Source organism: Desulfomicrobium escambiense DSM 10707 (assembly GCF_000428825.1).
GTDB classification, from domain to species: domain Bacteria; phylum Desulfobacterota; class Desulfovibrionia; order Desulfovibrionales; family Desulfomicrobiaceae; genus Desulfomicrobium; species Desulfomicrobium escambiense.
Window position 1 is genome coordinate 1 of the sequence record NZ_AUAR01000008.1, and the last position, 19,530, is coordinate 19,530.

Below are 19,530 nucleotides of genomic sequence, written 5' to 3' on the forward strand. Positions count from 1 at the left end.
CTGCGATAGCCCAGACGGCCCTCTGTGCGCTCACCCTTGGATGCTCCAAGGGCTGCGTCCATCTCGGCCTCCAACGTTTGCTGGACAACCGCACGCACGAGTTCCTTCAAAACATCCTGTTCGCCTTCAAGAAGCCCTTTCAGTTCAGACGACGATAGAATAGAATTCTTCCTGACCATGGCAGACTCCTCCCGGAGTTGTGGATTGGTGGTACAACCCACACATGCCATGGTCTTTCTTTTTGCTGAAGATCCCGCACACTACCTTTTAATCCTCTTGGAATTGCTCTTCCCCCGTCAACGTAGCTCCACACGTCCCGGTATTGGGGCGTCAAGTCGAACAGACCTCCACGGCTTACGGACCGTCTTCGCCCAGCCCATCGGAAACAAGATTTGTTGGACTGCATCAGCCCAGCGTTTCGTTACATCGAAAGCCTGGCTCAGCTCCTCATATACCTTCTGTTGCTCGGGGTTGGATTTGTCGTAAATCGTCCTCTTCCATTTGTTCAGCAGCTTGAAATGGTCACTGGTAAAATAATCCGCCATGCTTTTATATCCCCTCGATATCAATCCCATGTTCCGCCAGCCAAGCCTTGCGCTGCGCATAGTCGGGCATTGCCCGCTCAACGCGCAGCCAAAAGGCCGCGGTGTGGTGGGCCTCGTGCAGATGGGCCATCTCGTGCACGACCACGTATTCCGCGATACGGGCCGGCAGCAGGATGCTCTTCCAATGGAAGTACAGCCAGTCGCCCTTGCCGCAGGAGCCCCAGCGATACCCGAGATCCTGCACCTTGATGCCGACGGGCATCACCTCCATGCGCGACCGGTACTCGGCCACGCGGCCCGACAGCCATACCCGGGCCCTTTCGCTGTACCAGCGGATGAAATGCTCGCGTGCGCCTTCCTGCGCATCGCGCCGCAATGCAAAGCGGCCATTCGCCAGTTTCAAGGGCGTGTTCTGGTCCTCGACCAGTTTCAGCCGATAGCTGCGCCCCAAATACAAAAACCCCTCGCCGCCGACGAACTCTTTACGCGGCACCTGGCGCTGCAAACGCTCCTTTTCGGCCAACTTCGTATACACCCAAAAGCGCTTTTCAGTGACGAAATCACGCAACTGGGCGATGCCGACGTCAGGCGGCGCGCTCAGAATCAGCTCACCGGTTCGTTCCACCGTGATTTGCATGGTCCGGCGGCGGGCGCTGCGGCGTAGCGCGAAGCGCAGATCGTCCACTTGGATATAGCTCTCGGCCGAGGCAGAGGGACTATCCGTTTGATGGTCGACAGATTTCAAAGGCACCGACATGGCGTTACACCTGCACCAGTTTATCGTGGTTGGCGCGGGCCTGTTCCATCAACTTGTCCGCGAGAACGCCCGCCTTGTCGGTATCCACCAGAGGCGGCCGCAGGCGCATCACGTGTTCGAACAGCTGCGTGTTCAGGTTTTCCTGCGCCGCACGTTTGTAGGGGCTCCAGATGTCGCGGTTGTCCTGCAGTTCCTGCGCAATCAGGTCCACCAACTCGACCGTCACATCCTTCAATCGCAACAGTTCCGCAGGCGTCGGCGTCTGCCCGGCGCACACCACGTCCAGAACGGTGCGCAGGAAGGACGCGTACTGCTCGGGCAAATCGCCCGGCGTATCGGCGCTGCCGGCTTTGCCCGTGCGCAGTTCGTCGATGATCTTCTGCAATTGCGAGATCACCTCGTTCCACTGCTCGCCCAAGGTCTTGAGGATGTCGTTCAGGCGTTCGGAAAGCTTGCGGTACAATACGGGGTCTTCGTCCAGGTGCTTGCGAATGTGCGAGCGAATCGCGTGCTCCATCTCGGAAGCCTTGGCGCGGTCGTTCGCGGCGCGCGCGACATGCGTGTCAAACTCGGCATCGGTCAGCTGGATCGGCGGAATCTTGGGGTCGATACCCAAGGAGATCACATGGTCGTCGATCAGCTTGCGCACCTTGGCGCCGACATCCTTGCCCAGCACCGGCGTGTCTTTGTAGCGGTTGCGGGCGCGGGCGTAGATGTAGGCCAGACGCTTGGCGTCGCCCGAGTAGGGCAGGCCCTCGGGACGCGGCAGCACCGTGTCCAGCGATCCCAAAAACGCCTTGAGCTTGACGGAAAATTCGGCGCGCAGCTTCTCGCTGCCCAAGGCCTCAACGCAGGCTTCGGTGTCATCCAGCGACTCGATACCGAGCCTTCGGAACAGGTCCACCACGCGCAGATGCCGGGCGCGCAGCACCGGCACCTCGTCCTTCAGGCTGGCCAGCGAACCCTCCACGTCCTCGGCGGAGTACGCGGCCAGCGCCTCCTTCAAATGCCGGGCCACACCATAGTAATCCACCACGATGCCGCAGCGCTTGCCGAAGCCGGTCCGGTTGACGCGGGCAATGGCCTGCAGCAGCTCGGCCTCGCGGATCGGGCGGTCCAGGTACATCACGCCTTCGATCGGCGCATCAAAACCGGTGAGCAGCATCGATTTCACGACCAGAAAAGTCAGCGGATCGGTCTTTTCCGGCTTGGCGTGAAACAGCGGCTTCTTGAAACGCTTGATCAATTGCTCGTGCGCCGCGCCGTCCGTCCAGCGCTTCCAGGCCGGGTCGTCGTTGTTGCTGCCCGAAATGACGGGCGCGAACTCGATGCGGGCCAGGGTGTCGCGATAGCGCCAGGCCTGCACCACCGCCTGCACCTTGGCCGGTCGTTGACACAAGGCCTCGTCATCCAGCCCCTTGTCTTCCGGCGGCAGCGCCTGCGCTTCAGCAAGCAGCTCGTCGCGGGCCTGCTTCAAGGCCTCGAAATAGCGGATCGCCGCCAGACGGCTGTACGCCACCACCTGCGCCTTGTAGCCGTTGGGGAGGATATTGGTGACGTAATGGCGGATGATGTCACGGGCCTTGTCGGCGATGAGCGCCGGGGCATCGAAGATATGGCCCTTGGTGGCGTACTTTTTCTTGATCGCCTCCAGTTCCTCGGGCGTGTGCTGGCGGAAGAGGTCCTCGAACAACTCGTCCAGGCTGGCCCCGTCCCTGATCGCCCCGGAGGCCGTGCGGCCCTCGTACAACACCGGCACGGTGGCGCCGTCGGCCTCGGACTCCTTGATGGTGTAGCGGTCGATGAACTCGCCGAAAATCTCATGGGTGCGCTTCTTCTCGCCCATGATGATCGGCGTGCCGGTAAAGCCGATGCGCGCGCAGTTGGGCAGGCCAGCCAGCAGGTTGGCGTGCAGGTCCCCCGCCTGGGTGCGGTGGGCCTCGTCCACGAGCACGAGGATGCTCTCGTCCTCGTTCAGCACCTCGAACTTCTCGTTGGCCGCATAGGCGGCTTTCGGCTCCTCCAGCCTTGGCAGATCGTCCACGGTCAACGGCGCTTCGCCAACAGTGTCGGTGTCACGATATTTCTGGATGGTGGCGAAGATCAGCCCTGGCCCCTTGCGGCGCGCCAGGGCCTTGATGCCCGCCGTGCTGTCGGCCACCTCGACCGCTTCGCCGGTCAGGGTGGCGGTGACGGACAACTGACCCTGCAAGTCCTTGCGATCGGTGACGACGATGACCTTGAAGCGCCGCAGGTCCGCGTCCCCGCGCATCTTGCGTACCAGAAACACCATGGTCAGGCTCTTGCCCGAGCCCTGGGTGTGCCAGATGATGCCGCCGCGCGTATCGTACTCGCCGTGCTGCAATCGCGTCCGGCCGGTCTTGAGCCGGGCAATGGCCCGATTCACCGCCCGGTACTGCTGGTAGCGGCACACAGCCTTGATGGTCTGCCCACCCGCCTGCATGAACAGCACGAAATTCTTGATCACATCCAGCAGGTGCGCGGGTGCGAGCAGCCCGGCGATCAGGCGTTCCTGCTCGGACAGGGCGGGCTTGCCCAGAGCTTGCGTCACCTCGATCTCGCTGCCGGTGCCATCAGGGCCGACCACCGTTTTCCACTGGCCGTAGTGCTCGAAGGCCGCGCCCACGCACCCCACCCGCGCCTCGTCAAAACTGGTGGCCACAAGCAGCTGGTTGGTGGCGAACAACGGCTCGCTGCCCTCGTTGTCGTCGACCTCGAAGGCGGCCTTGCGCTGGTTGCTGTAGCGACGCAGCTGGTCAACGGCCTCGGCCAGGGGTTCGGGCGTGGATGGGCTCTTGCACTCCACCACGACCAGGGGGATGCCGTTCACCAGCAGCACAAGGTCGGGCACGATGAAGGCCTTGCCGCTGTTGAAGCCTGGAGGGCAATCGACGCGGTACTGGTTGATGACGGTGAAGCGGTTGTTGGCCGGAGTCTCCCAGTCGATGTAGCGGATGGTCTGCCCCCGCCCCCCGATCCAGCCGGGCAGGCCTTCAACGGTCAAGCCACGAATCAACAGGCCGGTGGCCTTTTCGTTGGCCTCCATCAGCTTGTGCGTGCCCAGGCGGGTGATGGCCGCCACGGCCTCGGACAGTCGCGCATCGTCCAGCCAAGGCTCGCCGTCGGGGCCGGGGTTCAGCGCGCGCAGTTGTCCGCGCAGGACATCCTCCTGAATCACCTCGGCAAAGCCGGTTCGGCCCGTGACCGCCGGGTCGTCCAGACTGCCCTCGATGTGCCCCCAGCCCAGCGTTTGCAGCTGGGCCACGAAAGGCTTTTCGACATCGTCAAGTTCCCAGCCCATCAGCACTCCTTCCCCGGTATTGCATCCGGCAGTCGGCCCAGTTCCTGTTTGATATGAATCTCCAGCACACTGCGCGACCAGCCGTGTTCAGTGGTCCGCAGTGCAAAGGCCAGACGCAGGCCAGGGGTTTTCAGCTTGGTCGAGAGCACCGGATCGTGCCCCCAGGACAATTGTCCAAAAGGCTGTTGGACAATTGCTTCGGCTGTCCATTCGACATAGCCAATGAGTGGATGGGGCAAGGAAAGGGGGCGTTCGGTCATTCGGCAGCCTCCAGCAGTGGAGTAACACGGACGCGGCCGGTGAGGAGGTCGTCCATTAGGCTGATTTTTTGCAGAAGTAGATTAGCACGCAGTGCTGATTCGCTGCGGATACTTTCGTCGATGCTTGCCATCCGCTTGACTGCTTCCAATTGTTCTTCAGGCTGCGGGAGCGCAAACGAGAGCGCAGCAATCTGTGCAGAGTTAATTCCCTCACGCGTCCCTCGTCCCTTCACTTGATCCACTTGGGACTTGGTATTGTCGGAATTGAAAACCGCATAAAGATAAGAAGGATGACACCTCGCTTTGTCGACAGCCACCCGAATAATGTGGTAGTTGATGACAGCTCCATCTGCGCGCGCGTCCGCTAGCGCATTGCGGCCTGTTGTTGCTCCTTGTCGCGCAAACAACAGGTCGCCCTCCTGAATAAGGTACTTCGCAAGCGAGTTAGCCTTGTGCTGTGTGACATACTGTGTGTCACTCCAATCAATGAAGCCTGACTGGACGTTTCCAATTCGCAGTACAGGCACGCCTTCGGGTCTAAAATCACTCTGGCCGAGATCTGCACCAAAGGGTCCAGTGAGGATGCTCTGACGGTCTTCGGGGGCTACATCCAACACGCCCCGCAGCTCCCAGGTCTTCGGAATCAAACCCACCCGCGAGGTCTTGTAGAGATGCGGCGCCTCGGCCTGGGGTGGGCGCAGTTCGCCGTTGGCGTCGATGCCGCGCGTCAGCAGGTCGTGCAACAGGCCCTGCTTGACGGCCTTGAGCTTGGCGATAATCGCCTCGGTTTCGTGGATGGCGGTGTCGAGGGTGTCGAGAATTTTGGCGAGGGTCGATTGCTCGTCGGGGTCAAAGTTGGCAACAAGAAACTCGTCGAAAAACGAGCGTGGGACACGTTGCTGCCCCGCAGAACCGACCATCTGCCCCTCCGCTGCGTGCCTGAATTTCCTCCACTGTGTAAGGTGGAAAACAAACCGCTGCGCGTTTCCTGGCCTTGCCCGTAGCACGTGGAACTCGGTGCTCCCGAACCCGAGACCGTTCTCAAGGCCGAGAGCGTGAGCGCCTTTGCCGTTCTCCATACACGGAGTAATCTTCGCAACAAGAATGTCTCCTTCATTGAATGCAGTGAATCCGGCAGCAATCGATCTGAGCGGACGAATTTGCTTGAACGTCCAATGTCCTGACTCGGAAACATCTCCCATCGGAATGAATGAAACCGCGTCCTTACCAGAGAGGTTTCTCGGAATCCGAACGGTTGGATTGACCTCGGCAATCGACGAGAGGGGCAAGTCACACATACCCCACGCCCCTCAAAACCCCCTGCAACACCTTCGCCGCCTCATCCCGCTCCCCCTCGATCTCCGTCACCCGCACCCGGTACGTGTTCCACCAGTTCGCTAAGGCCGCCACTTTTCGGTTCGAGTTCATTGCGCTCCCTCCAGTTCGTGCAAGGCCCGGCTCAAGAAGGCGCTCATGTCCTCTGGCCGAGGCAGTTCAACCTGATAGCGTGACACGAACAGGCTGTCCGAAAGACCGGCCAAGGCGTAGCGCAGCAATTCGTCATTCTTGGCTGTGCAGAGCAGGAGGCCTATGGGCGGCTGGTCGCCCGGAGTCATGGCGTTTTCCCGGTACCAGCCGACATAGCTGTTCAATTGCCCCAGATGTTCGTGGCGGAAGTGGTCGGTCTTGAGTTCGACCAGGACATGGCATTTGAGAATGCGGTGATAGAAGACCAGATCCACGAAGAAATACTCGCCGCCGATAGACAGGCGCTTTTGCCGCGCCTCGAAGCAAAAGCCGTGGCCGAGTTCGAGCAGGAAGTCTTGCAGCCGATCAATCAGCGCGGTTTCCAGATCAGCCTCGCGCATGACTTCAGCAGGCTGGAGGCCAAGAAATTCAAAGACGTAGGGATCACGGATGACCTGAGCCGGAGTCTGGACCTCGCAGGACTCACGGGTCAGCCGGCTCAAAGCGTCCTTGTCGCCGGACAGGCCGCTGCGTTGATAATACAGGCTGCCGATCTGGCGTTTGAGTTCACGTACCGACCATTGGCCTCGCAGGGCTTCGATTTCATAGAAACGCCGCTGCTCTGGATCGGCAATTTCGCAGAGCAGCGCGAAATGGGAATAGCTCAGGCGGGCAAGAAGCTGCATTTCGGGAGCTGACTGTGGGGACGCCGTTCCCACTTTCTCCAGTAGGACGCTTGGCAATGATTGTGGGGACAGCGTCCCCATTATCTGCGGGTAGCACGTAAAGAAATCCCGGTAGCGGTAGAGTTCACGGCGGTCGCAGCCCGGTATGCGCAGGGCTTTGAGCCGGGCGGCCAAGCGTGAAAACAGATGTTCGCCATACTCGGCGCGGTCTTTGCCCGCCAGTTCGAATTCGGCGATATGACGCCCGATCAGCCAGTTGCGCAGGCTCAGACCGATATTGACCGCCCGAGACGCTTGTGCGGCCATCTGCCGATGCGCTTCGGCAATGGCTTGAGCCAATGTTTCAAAGTCTTCCGACCCGTGGAACGGCAATGATTCAGACATACCCCAACCCTTTCAAAAACCCCTGCAACGCCTTGGCCGCCGCATCCCGCTTGCCCTCGATCTCGGTCAGCGTCACCCGGTACTTGTCCCACCAGTTCTCGAACGCGGCCACGATCTGCTTGCGCTGGGCGGCCATGTAGCGTTCGACGATGGCCTGCATGTCGTTGTGCAGGATGGTCAGCAGCAGGTCGGCGGCGGCTTCCGGGGCCAGCCCGTCCACGGCGGCGTCAATGTGCTGCCTGAAGCTGTCCTTCTTGGCCTTGAGCTGCTTTTTGACGGCGGCGAGTTCCTTTTTCCACGCCCTGATCTGCTCTTCGTTCACCGCGTTTTCATCGTCGCCATCCTCCTCCGCCTCGGCGGCTTCGCCGTCCTCGCCTTCGGCGCCCTTGGGCGCGGCAGCCTTGATTTGGCTGTCCAGCTCGGCCTTTTTGGCCTCCAGCTCGGTGATGGCCTCCACGAAATCACTCATCAGGAACTTGACCAGCTTGTGCTCCAGCGGGTTTTCCTTGCTGGTCTTGTCTTCCAGCGCCGTGACGATGCTGGTGCGCCAGGCGTCGGCCACGCCTTTGGCGCCGCGCGCCATCAAGGTGAGGAAGTCGTACTTGGTCTGATACCAGAAGCCGGCGACGATGCCGCGCACCTGGAAGGGGTCGAGCAGACCGATGGCCTCCAGACTCTGGCTGAAGCTGGCCAACAGGTCGTTACGCAATGCGACGAGGCTGGCGGCGTTGTCCATTTGCCCGGACAACTCCGTGATGCGCACGCTGTGGGTTTGCCACCAGTGCTCGAAGGCGGTGCGGACGGCCGTTTCCTTGGCGACCAGACCGGCATTGCTTTCAACAGCCGGTTTGAGGGCCTGACGGGTGTCGAGAATCGGCGCGAAATCGAGATACCTGGCGTCCCGTTCCACCAGCAGATCCATGGGGTTCAGACCGTGGGCGCTGAACAGTACGGCCTTGTCGGCCACCTCGGCCTTGGGGATGCCGCCCACCAGATGGGCGCGCACGTCGTGCGGCTCGGGCGGCGGCGCGTTGTCGGCGTAGCGGCGGATGTTGAGATTGCAGTCGTTGGCTTTGAGCGTGGCGTTGTCGACAATGGCCGAAAAAGCGTCGATGGCCCGGAACTCATCGAAGGTGGTGACGATCTTTTCGATGTGCTCGGGCAACAGGTAGTTCTGGGCGCGGCCTTCGAAGAATTCGCGGTCGGCATTGATGAACAGCACCTTGCCCTGGCGCTCGGGCGGCTTGCCGCTGACGCGTTGGGCGCCCTTCTGCACCCTCTGGCGCAAGACCAGAATGCAGGCCGGAATGCCCGTGCCGTAGAACAGATTGGGCGCGACGCCGATGACGGCTTCGAGCAGGTCATCCTCGATGATGCCGGCGCGGATGTTTCGTTCCTCGCCGCCCCGGAACAGCACGCCGTGAGGCATGACGGTGGCGACCATGCCGCCGTCGCGGGTCACGGCCAGCATGTGCTGCAGAAACATCAGGTCGGCCTTCTTGGCGCCCAGCGGCACCTGACCGTAGGTGAAGCGCTCGGCTTCAAACTTGGGCTGCCAGGCGGGCTTGCCATTAGCATCCTTCTCGGTGTTGCCCCAGTTGATGGAGAACGGCGGGTTGGTGAGTACGCGGTCGAAGTGCATCAGCTCACCGCCTTCCACGTGCTGCGGCTCGGCCAGGGTGTCGTCATTTTGCAGATTGGCGTTGCTGATGCCGTGCAGCAGCATGTTCATCTTGGCGATGGACCAGACCGTTCCGTTGAATTCCTGCCCGAAGAGGTTGGCCTTGCGGCCGTCTTCGCCGTGCTCGTCGATGTATTCCTTGGAAGCGATCAGCATGCCGCCGGAGCCGCAACAGGGGTCGTAGATGTCGTGCTTGAGCTCGGGCTTGATGAGCCGCACCATCATCCGCACCACCGAACGCGGCGTGTAGAACTCGCCGCCCTTCTTGCCGGCCGAGTCGGCGAACTCGCCGATCAGGTATTCGTAGGCCGCGCCGAGCAGATCCGGGAATTCAAAATCCTCGTTGCGCAGCCGGTAGGCGCCGAAATGGGTGATCAGCTGGCGCAGCTTGATATCCGGGATCTTGCTCTGGCCGACCTTGCGGGTGAAGTCGATGTGCTCCAGCACATCGTACAGGCTGGTGTTGGCCGTCTCGATGCCGGTCAGCGCCTTGTTCAGAAAGTCCCCCACGTTCTGGTGGGCATCGTTGAGCAGAAATTCGTAGCGCGACTGCGGCGGCACCCAGAAGGACCCATCCTTCTTGTACCAGCGCGAATTTTCGGCGGATTTCTCGGCCTCGGCGGTGTTCTTGCCCGCGTCGATTTCCAGTTTGATGACTTCTTCACAGCGCTGGTCGAACACGTCGGAGCAGCGTTTGAGAAACAGCATCCCGAAGATGTATTCCTTGAACTCCGAGGCATCCATTTTGCCGCGCAGAATGTCGGCTGCTTTGAAGAGGTGACGTTCGAGCTGTGGGAGGGTCAGTGGCATGAAGGGAATCCGGTTCAGTTCGATGGTTCTTGTGAGATGCTCCCCAACCGTTGCCAGGGAGATGGCCGCTCCGAGGCATGCGATCTTCGGACAGACAGGTCAAGGCGTCCTTGGGCGAAAATTTCTCCAGATTCTTCTTCGATCATCAAGCACAAACACCTTGACAATTTTGCTACAAGAAAAGTTGCGAAAGGGACAAGTACTTATTTTGTCATACATATTTCACTGCAAGACTGACTGACAATACGTACATGATCCCCTGGCAGAAAAGAACCTCTGGGTAGGGTTGATATTGATTTCAACGGGCAGCACGCTGACCACGGTTCTTTTGCCGTCACCTTTCCGATAACCATCGACAGCGCAAGCATGAAAGGATCACGCATCGTCTCAGACCTGATTTCGAAACCGATGAAAAATAGCAGGCCATACCCTCCAGCCACAAGCGCCTGGCCCGGGAGAGAATGAAGGAGATCATGCAATGCCGGACCTGAAATACGAACCCGTGACCCACGACCACGAAAAATTCCTGCAACGGGCCCGCCGCCGGAAAAGATTCGAGGACGCTTACGAGAGACTGGAAGGTGAATACGCGGTCATTCGCGAACTGGTCGCGGCGAGAATCCGGGCAGGCCTGACCCAGGAAAGCGTCGCCACGCGCATGGGCACCACCAAGAGCGCCGTGTCGCGGCTCGAAAGCGCCGGGAGGCATTCTCCGTCAGTATCCACGCTCAGGAAATACGCCCGCGCCGTTGGCTGCGAACTGGAAATCAGGCTCCGCGAGATGGAGGCCCTGCACGAGCCCGAAGCAAATACATCCGCCTGCGAAACGGCTGAAGACTACAAGGCCTGACCAAGCTATCCGACTCGCCACGTCTCCGGCAGGGCTCATCCTCTCCGCGAGAATTTTCTCCAGGTTTTGGCTCTGCTGATCAGCCCCTCCGGCGCCCATGCCTCTGCCGAACGCCTCCGTCCCGGACATCGGCGCCGAAGAGGCGACCATCTCGAACGTCAGCCCAACGCACCGGGCCGATCCCGGTTAACCTCTGCGCCTCACGGAGCGATCACGATGGTCTCCTCCCTCTCCATGAGCGGCCTGGCCGCAACTCCGCCGCAGCTTGTCTTGCAGATCTGGTTGAGCCTGAAATTCAGCACGTATTTCCCCGGAGTCTCGAAGACCAGGCTGGTCACCGGGTACCCGGGTATGATCCTGGGCATGGGGCCGTCGGGGCTTTCCAGGATGTCCACGTTGATGGCCACGGACTGCCCAGACGGCGGGGTGTAGCCGCCCATGTCGAAGGACGCGGTCATGTCCGCGCCCACGGCTCGCTCTCCTGCGAGGACGAGGCGGCCGGCCTTCGTCCCGGCAGCCTGGCCGCCGTCGGCGAGGGCCATGCCGGTCATGCCGAGGCACAAAACGGTTATGAAAACGCAGATTCGTCGCATTCTTCCTCCCGAAGCTCGGATTGACCTGCCTTGCTGATACGCCCAAAAAGAAATAAGACAATCCGGTGGGTAGACAATGGGTAGAACGCCTTGCCGGAGAAGAACGCCATGAAGACGCCCGTCACGAACGGCCACGAGGGCCTGTTGCGGCTGATCGAGACAGACCAGGACTATTTCCTCGAAAGATGGACCATCCGCATGGAGGCCGCAGGATACCTGCAGCACACCACGGCCAAGCGCGTGGACTGCATGGTCGCCCTGAAGGAATTCCTGCACCCGATCCTCGCCGACCTCGAATCAGGCGGCATTCCATCGGATTTCCCGGAACTGCTCCGCCGCGACAGCGGCTGGGAACGCTTCCTGATCGAATCGTCCCGCCGCCACCGGGCGCGCGGCATCACCTTCGACATGTTCCTCGGCTGCTTCAAGACCTTCATCCACAGCCTCCTCGACGTCATCGAGGCCATGGATGCCGAATACGCCCGCAAGGTGGAGGCGCGCAGGCTGATCCGGCTCTACGGCGACGCCCTCGAAGTGCTCTACCTGCAGGACTGGATCCGCACCTTCCCCGATTTCTCGGACGGCAGGCTCGACGACATGAACCGGCTCCTGACCCTGGAGAAATGCCGCTTCGAAAACATACTGAACGCCACCTCGGACCTCATCCTCGTAGTGGACGGCACCGGACAGGTGGTGAACATCAACGCCGCGGTCAAGGCCGTCATGGACGAGGCGCACGTGATGCATCGCCCCATTTGGGAAGTCCTTTCCCTGGAGGGCGACAGCGTCGACGAACTGCTCCGGTACTACCCCGTAGGCATCACCTGCGAGCTCGCACCCTTCGGGGAGAGCGCCATCTACAGGATGCAGGTCAACCCCCTGAAGTCCGTAAGCATGGCCAGCGACCAGTACATCTTCGTGCTGACGAACATGACCACCCAGGCCATGCAACGCGAGACGCTGGAACGTATCGTCGACGAAAAGACCGAGGCCCTGCGCAGGGAAAAGGCGCAGCTCGAAGAGATGAACATCACCCTGCGCAACGTCCTCAAGAGCGTCGGCCGGGAGCACGAGGAGCACGCCAGCAACCTCGCCGCCAAGGTCAACACCCTCGTGCTGCCTGCCCTGGAGCGCATCGAGTCCGAGAACGACCCGGCCATCCGCAAGGGATACGTCACCGTCGCCAAGGACCAGCTGACGCGCCTCTTGCCCCGCGACTCCGGAGGCATGCCCCTGCTCCTCAAGCTCACGCAGATGGAGATGAAGGTCTGCCAGTTCATCCAGTCCGGCCATTCCAACAAGGACATCGCCGACCTCCTGAACCTCTCCGTGGAAACCATCCAAACCCACCGCAAGAGCATCCGCCGCAAGCTCGGCCTGCACGGCCGCAGCGTCAGCCTCTTCGCCCATCTCAACACCATGGGGCTGGACAGCGCATTGGGTAGTTAAAACTACCCAATATTTACCCTGAATCCCGCCTGTCGGACATGGCATCGCTGACGTACCTGTGATACGGGTACTCTGTACCCCAACTTGTAACCAAGGTACGTCAGCATGTCCGCACGTGTATTCCCCATCATCGAGGCCCTGCGCGACTTCTTCTCCGCCACGGACGCCGCCGGCCTGCAGGGGGCAGCCGTCCGCATCGCGGAAAGCTCCGGCGCAGAGATCCCTGCCTGCACGGACTGGACCGCGGCCGAGTACGAGTTCAACCGTCTCTTCGTGGGACCGGCGGCTGTCCCCGCCCCGCCCTTCGCCTCGGCCTGGTCCGAAACCGACCGCGCCCTCATGGGCAGGGCGACCATGGAGGCGCGCCAGACATACCACCGCCTCGGCCTGGCCGTACCCGGCGAGGGCGTCATCCCCGACGACCACTTGGCCTACGAGCTCGAAGCCGTGCTGGCCATGAAGGCCTGGCTCGCCGCTCAGACAGGAGCGCCGGACGCGGAGATCGCGGACCTGCACGCATGGTTCGTCGGGGAGCATCTGGCGCGGTGGATTCCACCTTTCGTCCGAACGGTCCGGGAACACGCGACCAGAGGCGGTGTCATCGCCCTGGCCGCGGACGCGCTGGACTCGTGGTTCGACAGCGAACGCAATTCAACAGCAGCAGCGCCGCGCCGGTCCTGAAGCCCGCGCGGTCGAGGAGGAGTGACATGTCACACACACCGAGTGGATTGAGCAGGCGCCAGTTCCTGAAGGGGCTGACCATGGCCGGGGCGGCCTCGCTCCTGCCCCTGCGCCTGCTGATGCCGTACACCGCCCAGGCGTCCACGGCATTCAACGCCAAGGATTTCCAGATCTTCCGCAACGCCTGCCCACGCAACTGCTACGACACGTGCTCCATCAAGACGTACGTCAAGGACGGGGTCGTGCAGTTCATCGAGGGAGCGCCGGAGTCGACCTTCACGGCCGGCGGGCTGTGCGTCAAAGGGTATGCCTACCCCCGCCGCGTCTACAGCCCGGACCGCATCAAGTACCCCATGGTCCAGGACGGCCGCCGTTCGGGCAACTGGCGGCGCGTGTCCTGGGACGAAGCCATGGACCGCATCGCGAAGAAGATCCTCGAAATCAAGGAAAAGGACGGGAGCCTCCTGGGCCTGGGACTGACCAAGTATTCCGGCAACTTCGGCATCACCAACTACGGCGTCGAAGGCATGATGTCGTCCCTGGGCTACACCACCCGCTTCGTCGGCACCCCCTGCTGGCCGGCGGGCATCGACGCCCAGAACTACGACCTGGGCGACATGTGGTGCAACGACCCCGAGGACATGGTCAAAGCCAGATACGTGATCGTCTGGGGCGCCAACCCCGCCTGGTGTTCGGTGCACTCCATGAAATACATCATGGAGGCCAAGCGGCGCGGCGCCAAGGTCGTGGTCATCGACCCGGTCTTCACCCAGACCGCGGCCAAGGCGGACGTCTTCTGGCAGCCCGAGACGTCCAGCGACGGCGCCCTGGCCCTGGGCATGGCCCGGCACATCCTCGACAAGGGGCTGACGGACAAGGGCTTCGTGACCGAAAACGCCCTCGGGTTCGAGGAATTCGCCGCCTACCTGCGCGAGAACGTGACCGTGGAGTGGGCCGCGGAGGTCAGCGGCATCCCGGCCGAGCAGATCCGCGAGGTGGCCGAGGAGTTCGCCACGGCTGACCCGGCGACCATCTGGATCGGCTACGGCATGCAGCGCCACACCAACGGCGGGGCCTCGGTGCGGGCCATCGACGCCCTGGTGGCCATGACCGGCAACGTCGGCAAGGAAGGCGGCGGAGCACGCTACGGCCATCTGCGGACCTGGGGCTTCAACTACCACGCCCTCCTCCAGAAGCAGCCCGAGGGCTCCGTGGGCTTCGTCGGCGCGGGCGGCCCCAAGGGCGAGTTCGACTTCACCAAGGGCGGGGCGGCCAGCTACACGGACCGCACCTTCAACATCAACAAGACCGCCCAGGGCATCCTCGACGCCAAGGACCCGGCCATCAGGATGCTCTGGGTGTCGTGCAAGAACCCCTTCGCCCAGGACTTCGACCGGCCCAAGCTGGAGAAGGCCTTCGACACGCTGGAGCTGGTCGTGACCGTGGACCAGTTCTTCAACGAGACCGTGGCCAACTCCGACATCGTGCTGCCGGTGACGACCCTCTTCGAGGAATGGACCGTCAACGTATCCTACTGGCACTACTGGCTGGGCATCAACGAGCAGGCCATCAAACCCATGTACGAGACGAAGTCGAACATCGAGATCGCGTCCCTGCTGTCGAAAAGGATGAACGCGCTTGCCCCGGGCTCCTGCACCTTCCCGCAGGACATCGACACCAGGGAGTGGCTGGAGAAGGAGTTCAACCAAGGCATTTACGACTCCTTCGGCATCAAGCACTGGACCGACCTGAGGAACGGGCCCGTCAAGGCCAGGCTCGCCTCCACCGCCTCTTGGCACGACATGAAGTTCGGCACCCCGTCCGGCAAGTACGAGTTCCGCTCGGACCTCTGCCGGGAACACGGCCACGAAGCTCTCCCCAAATACAAGGAAGGCCGCAAGCCCTACGATGCATTCAGACTGCTGACGCCGCACACGAAGTTCGGCCTGCATTCGCAGTTCATCAATCTCGACTGGATGCACGAATACAACAAGGAGCCCTTCCTCTACATGCATCCTGACGACGCGCGCGCCAAGAACATCAATGACCTGGACACGGTCCGCGTCTTCAACAAGGTCGGCGAGGTGCGCCTCAAGGTCAAGCTGACCCGTAACGTCGCCCCCAGGAGTCTCGTCATGTACGAGGCCTGGTTCGGCCGCGGCAACGACTTCAACGTCCAGAACCTGGTGGACGACGAGGCGGCGGACATGGGCGCCTACAAGACCGGCGCCCCCGGCGTCGCCATTCATGACCAGTTCGCCAACGTCGAACGGGTCTAAAGGAGTGATAGCGATGAAGAAACACTACGCATTTCTGGTCGATTCGGAGAAGTGCATCGGCTGCTTCACCTGCGCCATGGCCTGCCGGAATTACTACCATCAGGTCGAAGGCGTGGTCTGGCGGCAGGTCTATCCCCTGGGTGAGCCCATCTATCCGCACCGGGAAAGGGCCTTCTTCTCCCTGGCCTGCAACCATTGCGAAAACCCGGCCTGCCTGAACGTGTGCCCCGTCGAGGCCTACACCAAGCGCGAAGAGGACGGGGTGGTGGTCCATCACCAGGAGAAGTGCATCGGCTGCGGCAACTGCATCCGCTCGTGCCCCTACGGCGCGCCCGTCTACAACCCCGTGGAGAAGCGCGCGGAAAAATGCAGCTTCTGCCACGAGCGCCTCGACGCCGGCCTCCTGCCGGCCTGCGTGCAGAGCTGCCCTACGGGCGCGCTGAAGCTCGTGGACCTGGCGACAATGGAGCCTGGAAACGAGATTCAATTCCCGGCAGGGTTCCCCAAAAACGAAAAGGTGAACCCTTCCACCCGCTTCATCATGCCCAAAGTGCCGACCCTGGTAAGGAGGTAGCGATGCAATCCATGGAATTGCCACTTGTTCTGTTCACGGTGCTTTCACAGGCGGCCGTCGGGATGGTCCTGATGAGCGCGGTGCGAGGTTTTGCCGGCCATCACGGAGGCAGCGCCCGCAACGAATGGACACTGGTCGCCGGGCTCATGGGCCTGGGCATCGTCGCGTCCCTCTTCCACCTCGGGCACCCACTGGAGGCCTACCGCGCCCTGGCCCATCTGGAAAAAGCCTGGCTCAGCCGCGAGGTCCTGGCCGCAGGCGTCTTCCTGGCCCTGGCGGCGGTCGCGGCGGTTGCGGGAATCGGCAAGGGCGCCCTGCTCTGGGGCGCGATCCTGGCCGGACTGGCCACTGTCCTGGCGTCCGGCATGACATACGCTCCGCCCGCGTTTCCGGCCCTGAACAACGCCCTGCCCACGGTCTTCTTCCTGATTTCGGCCGTGGTCCTGGGTGCGGGCTTCGCCAGCTGGTTCGCGGCTGCCGGCAGTCAGACGCTGCTCGCGCGCATCTGCGCCACCGCCCTGGTGACGGGTCTGGTCGTACGTCTGGCCGTGCCCTGCGTCTGGCTCTCGGGCGGCGAGATCATGCGCCAGAGCGGCCTGGCCTGGCTCGACTCCCCGCTCTACTGGGCCAATATCGCCGTCATGGCGGCCTGCCTGGGAGTGCTCTGGAAGAATCGAACCATCCCGTCCTGGCTCCCCATCCTGGCCCTGCTGGGCGAACTGGCCGGCCGCGCGGCCTTCTTCGCCGAAACGGTCCACACGGCCATGAACATCGGCAACCCTTACTGACCCGACCGAAGCGGGGCGGCATCGCCGCTCCGCTTCGGCCCCATGCTCCCTGCTTGAGCGCGACCCAAAAATTGAAATCGTCACTTCAGCGCGTTCTCTACGCTGTGCGGTTCGCCTCTTCGGTATCATCTCGGTCTGTCCGGCATGGAAATCCGAAAAAATCTCACCGCCCATGCCGTCGGCCTCTTTCTCTCGTCAGTAATTTCCTGTATCTTTGTCATACAGTTTGAGGTGTCCCCCCTACCTCTCTGCCCTGCGCAAAGGGGATCGATCCGGGCCGGGACAGCGTGAATAGGGGAAGTAAGGGCGAAAGTCCTGAGTTCCCGATACAGTGCGACACGAAAAGGTCATCTGAACCATCCACCATTCGGAGGCGGCAATGAAGAGCATCCCCATTCGCGTGAAACTGATCGGCGGGATTCTGGCCCTGCTGGCGCTGGTGTGCGCAGGCCTGGGGTATATCGCCTATAACCGGGCCATGCATGCGGCCCGGGGCCAGGTGGAGGAAAACATCGTCCTGACGGCCAAAAACGGCGCAAATCTGGTCCGCAGCCGCCTGGACTATCATCTCGCCGTCATACAGGGCATCGCCAACCGCCACGTCGTCAAATCCATGGACTGGGAGCAGCAGCGGCCGGCCCTGGAAAACGAAACGGCCCGGATGAAATACCTCGGCATGGGCATCATCTCCGCCGACGGCCAGGCCAAGTACCCCGACGGCACCACGGCCAACCTGGGCGACAGGGCGTACTTCAAGCAGGCCATGGCCGGCGAGTCGCTCTTCTCCAGCGTCATCATCAGCAAAGTGACCAACTCTCCGGTCATCGTCCTGGCCACCCCGATCAAGGGTGACGACGGCAAGGCCCGCGCAGTGCTCATCGCCAGGCTCGACGCGACCATGCTGAGCGAAATCACCGACGGCATCAAGTACGGCCAGACCGGCTACTCCTACATGATCGACGAGAAGGGCGTGCTCATCGCCCACGCCAACCGGCAGTTCGTCCTGGACCAGAAGAACTTCCTCGAAGAAGGCAAGACCAACCCCGATTACGCGACCCTGTCGGCCATGCTGCAGCGCATGGTCAAGGGCGAGTCCGGTTTCGAACAGTATCCGTTCATGGGCAAGGACCGCTTCTTCGGCTTCGCGCCCATCGAGGGGACCGGCTGGTCCATCGCCGTGGGGGCCATGCAGGACGACGTGCTGGCCGCGATCTACCAGATGCGCTGGATGATCGCCCTGGCGTCCGTGGTCTTCTTCGCCATCGGCATCGTCATCGCCCTGATCATCGGCCGCATGGTCCTGCTCCCGGTCAGGAGTTGCGTGCATCTGCTCAAGGACATCTCCGAAGGCGAAGGCGACCTGACCAAGCGCCTGCCCGTCGAGACCCGGGATGAAATCGGGCAGCTGGCGCAATACTTCAACACCTTTGTCGAAAAGCTGCAGCGCATCATTTCCGAGATCGCGGGCAACGCCCAGACCGTGGCCTCCTCGGCCACGCAGCTTTCGGCCGTGAGCGGCCAGACGACGCAGAACGTGCGCTCCCTGTCGGCCAAGACGTCCACGGTGGCCACGGCCGCCGAGGAGATGAGCGCCAACATCGCCTCGGTCGCCTCCGGCATGGAGGAGACCTCGGCCAACCTCTCCTCCGTCGCCGCGGCAACGGAGGAGATGACCTCGACCATCGGCGAGATCGCCGGCAACACCGAACGCGCCCGCGGCACCACGGACAACGCGGCGCAGCAGGTGGACAGCTTTGCGGGCGTGCTGCGGGACCTCGGCGCGGCGGCCCAGGAGATCGGCAAGGTCACGGAAACCATCGCCGCCATCTCCTCCCAGACCAACCTCCTGGCCCTCAACGCGACCATCGAGGCGGCCAGGGCCGGCGAGGCGGGCCGCGGCTTCGCCGTGGTGGCCAACGAGATCAAGGAACTGGCCCAGAAAACGGCCGAGGCCACCAAGGACATCCGCGATCGCATCGGCGGGATTCAGTCCGCCACGGGCAGCGCCGTGAGCGACATCGGGCAGATCGTGCATGTCATCGGCGAGGTCAACACCATCGTCACGGCCATCGCCGCGGCCATCGAAGAGCAGTCCGCCGTGACCCGCGAGGTGGCCGAAAACATCTCCCATGCCACGCATGACGTGCAGGACGCCAACAGGCGGTCGTCGGAGATGTCGACGGTGTCCAGGGACATCACGCGCGACATCACGTCCGTGGACGCCATCACCGGCGACATCCGCGGGGGCGGCGACCAGGTCCAGGCCAGCGCCGAGGAGCTGTCCAGGCTGGCCGAACAGCTCAAGGGGCTCGTGAGCCAGTTCAAGGTATAGATGCAGCAAAGGGCCCGCCACAAAGAGAAACGCGGGCCCCGTGCCGATACGGCAAATGGGACGGCGGCATTC

17 protein-coding genes are annotated in these 19,530 nt (G+C 62.2%); 7 read left to right on the forward strand and 10 right to left on the reverse strand.

The genetic code is table 11. The features are described from left to right. From G394_RS21830 to G394_RS0108710, 9 genes are all read right to left on the reverse strand, one after another. On the reverse strand, positions 1–179 hold a 179-nt coding region (locus G394_RS21830), incomplete at its 3' end, for a transposase (RefSeq protein ID WP_043774332.1). 117 nt (positions 180–296) lie between these two features. Beyond that, positions 297–545 (reverse strand): hypothetical protein, encoded by a 249-nt coding sequence (locus tag G394_RS0108675; protein WP_028577323.1) that lies wholly within the window; start codon positions 543–545, stop codon positions 297–299. 4 nt (positions 546–549) lie between these two features. Next, on the reverse strand, positions 550–1,302 hold the full coding sequence (locus G394_RS0108680) for a M48 family metallopeptidase (RefSeq protein WP_084435478.1): 753 nt from the start codon (positions 1,300–1,302) through the stop codon (positions 550–552). A gap of 4 nt (positions 1,303–1,306) precedes the next feature. Beyond that, complete coding sequence (locus G394_RS0108685; protein ID WP_028577325.1) at positions 1,307–4,624, reverse strand: type I restriction endonuclease subunit R; 3,318 nt, start codon at positions 4,622–4,624, stop codon at positions 1,307–1,309. Next, positions 4,624–4,884, reverse strand: coding sequence for a DUF1016 family protein (locus G394_RS0108690; RefSeq protein WP_028577326.1), 261 nt, complete (start codon positions 4,882–4,884; stop codon positions 4,624–4,626). The genes G394_RS0108685 and G394_RS0108690 overlap by 1 nt, the downstream gene beginning before the upstream one ends. Beyond that, positions 4,881–5,804 (reverse strand): restriction endonuclease subunit S, encoded by a 924-nt coding sequence (locus tag G394_RS18580; RefSeq protein WP_169725546.1) that lies wholly within the window; start codon positions 5,802–5,804, stop codon positions 4,881–4,883. The genes G394_RS0108690 and G394_RS18580 overlap by 4 nt, the downstream gene beginning before the upstream one ends. Positions 5,805–6,174: 370 nt before the next feature. Then, positions 6,175–6,312: a hypothetical protein gene (locus G394_RS21180; RefSeq protein ID WP_156902550.1), complete on the reverse strand. Its 138-nt coding sequence runs from the start codon at positions 6,310–6,312 to the stop codon at positions 6,175–6,177. Then, positions 6,309–7,421, reverse strand: coding sequence for a PDDEXK nuclease domain-containing protein (locus G394_RS0108705; protein ID WP_028577327.1), 1,113 nt, complete (start codon positions 7,419–7,421; stop codon positions 6,309–6,311). The genes G394_RS21180 and G394_RS0108705 overlap by 4 nt, the downstream gene beginning before the upstream one ends. Continuing rightward, on the reverse strand, positions 7,414–9,912 hold the full coding sequence (locus G394_RS0108710) for a type I restriction-modification system subunit M (protein WP_028577328.1): 2,499 nt from the start codon (positions 9,910–9,912) through the stop codon (positions 7,414–7,416). Before G394_RS0108710 ends, G394_RS0108705 begins: the two co-directional genes overlap by 8 nt. Before the next feature lie 478 nt (positions 9,913–10,390). Here G394_RS0108710 and G394_RS18585 point away from each other — a divergent pair, with 478 nt between their 5' ends. Next, the gene (locus tag G394_RS18585) at positions 10,391–10,762 is read left to right on the forward strand and encodes a helix-turn-helix domain-containing protein (RefSeq protein WP_051307070.1); all 372 of its coding nucleotides are present in this window, start codon (positions 10,391–10,393) and stop codon (positions 10,760–10,762) included. A gap of 200 nt (positions 10,763–10,962) precedes the next feature. Here the strand turns inward: G394_RS18585 and G394_RS0108720 are convergent, their stop codons facing one another. After that, entirely contained in the window at positions 10,963–11,355 is a 393-nt protein-coding gene (locus tag G394_RS0108720) for a hypothetical protein (RefSeq protein WP_156902552.1), read from the reverse strand. A gap of 108 nt (positions 11,356–11,463) precedes the next feature. Between G394_RS0108720 and G394_RS0108725 the strand changes: the two genes are divergently transcribed. From G394_RS0108725 to G394_RS0108750, 6 genes are all read left to right on the forward strand, one after another. Then, positions 11,464–12,804, forward strand: a complete 1,341-nt coding sequence (locus G394_RS0108725; protein WP_028577330.1) for a helix-turn-helix domain-containing protein — start codon at positions 11,464–11,466, stop codon at positions 12,802–12,804. A 105-nt stretch (positions 12,805–12,909) separates the two neighbouring features. Further along, the gene (locus G394_RS18590) at positions 12,910–13,485 is read left to right on the forward strand and encodes a TorD/DmsD family molecular chaperone (RefSeq protein WP_051307071.1); all 576 of its coding nucleotides are present in this window, start codon (positions 12,910–12,912) and stop codon (positions 13,483–13,485) included. A gap of 26 nt (positions 13,486–13,511) precedes the next feature. After that, positions 13,512–15,764: a molybdopterin-dependent oxidoreductase gene (locus G394_RS0108735; protein WP_028577331.1), complete on the forward strand. Its 2,253-nt coding sequence runs from the start codon at positions 13,512–13,514 to the stop codon at positions 15,762–15,764. Between the two features lie 13 nt (positions 15,765–15,777). Further along, complete coding sequence (locus tag G394_RS0108740; RefSeq protein WP_028577332.1) at positions 15,778–16,338, forward strand: 4Fe-4S dicluster domain-containing protein; 561 nt, start codon at positions 15,778–15,780, stop codon at positions 16,336–16,338. A gap of 11 nt (positions 16,339–16,349) precedes the next feature. Beyond that, entirely contained in the window at positions 16,350–17,126 is a 777-nt protein-coding gene (locus G394_RS0108745) for a dimethyl sulfoxide reductase anchor subunit family protein (RefSeq protein ID WP_342663413.1), read from the forward strand. A 379-nt stretch (positions 17,127–17,505) separates the two neighbouring features. Continuing rightward, on the forward strand, positions 17,506–19,458 hold the full coding sequence (locus tag G394_RS0108750) for a methyl-accepting chemotaxis protein (RefSeq protein ID WP_028577334.1): 1,953 nt from the start codon (positions 17,506–17,508) through the stop codon (positions 19,456–19,458). Positions 19,459–19,530: the final 72 nt, after the last annotated feature.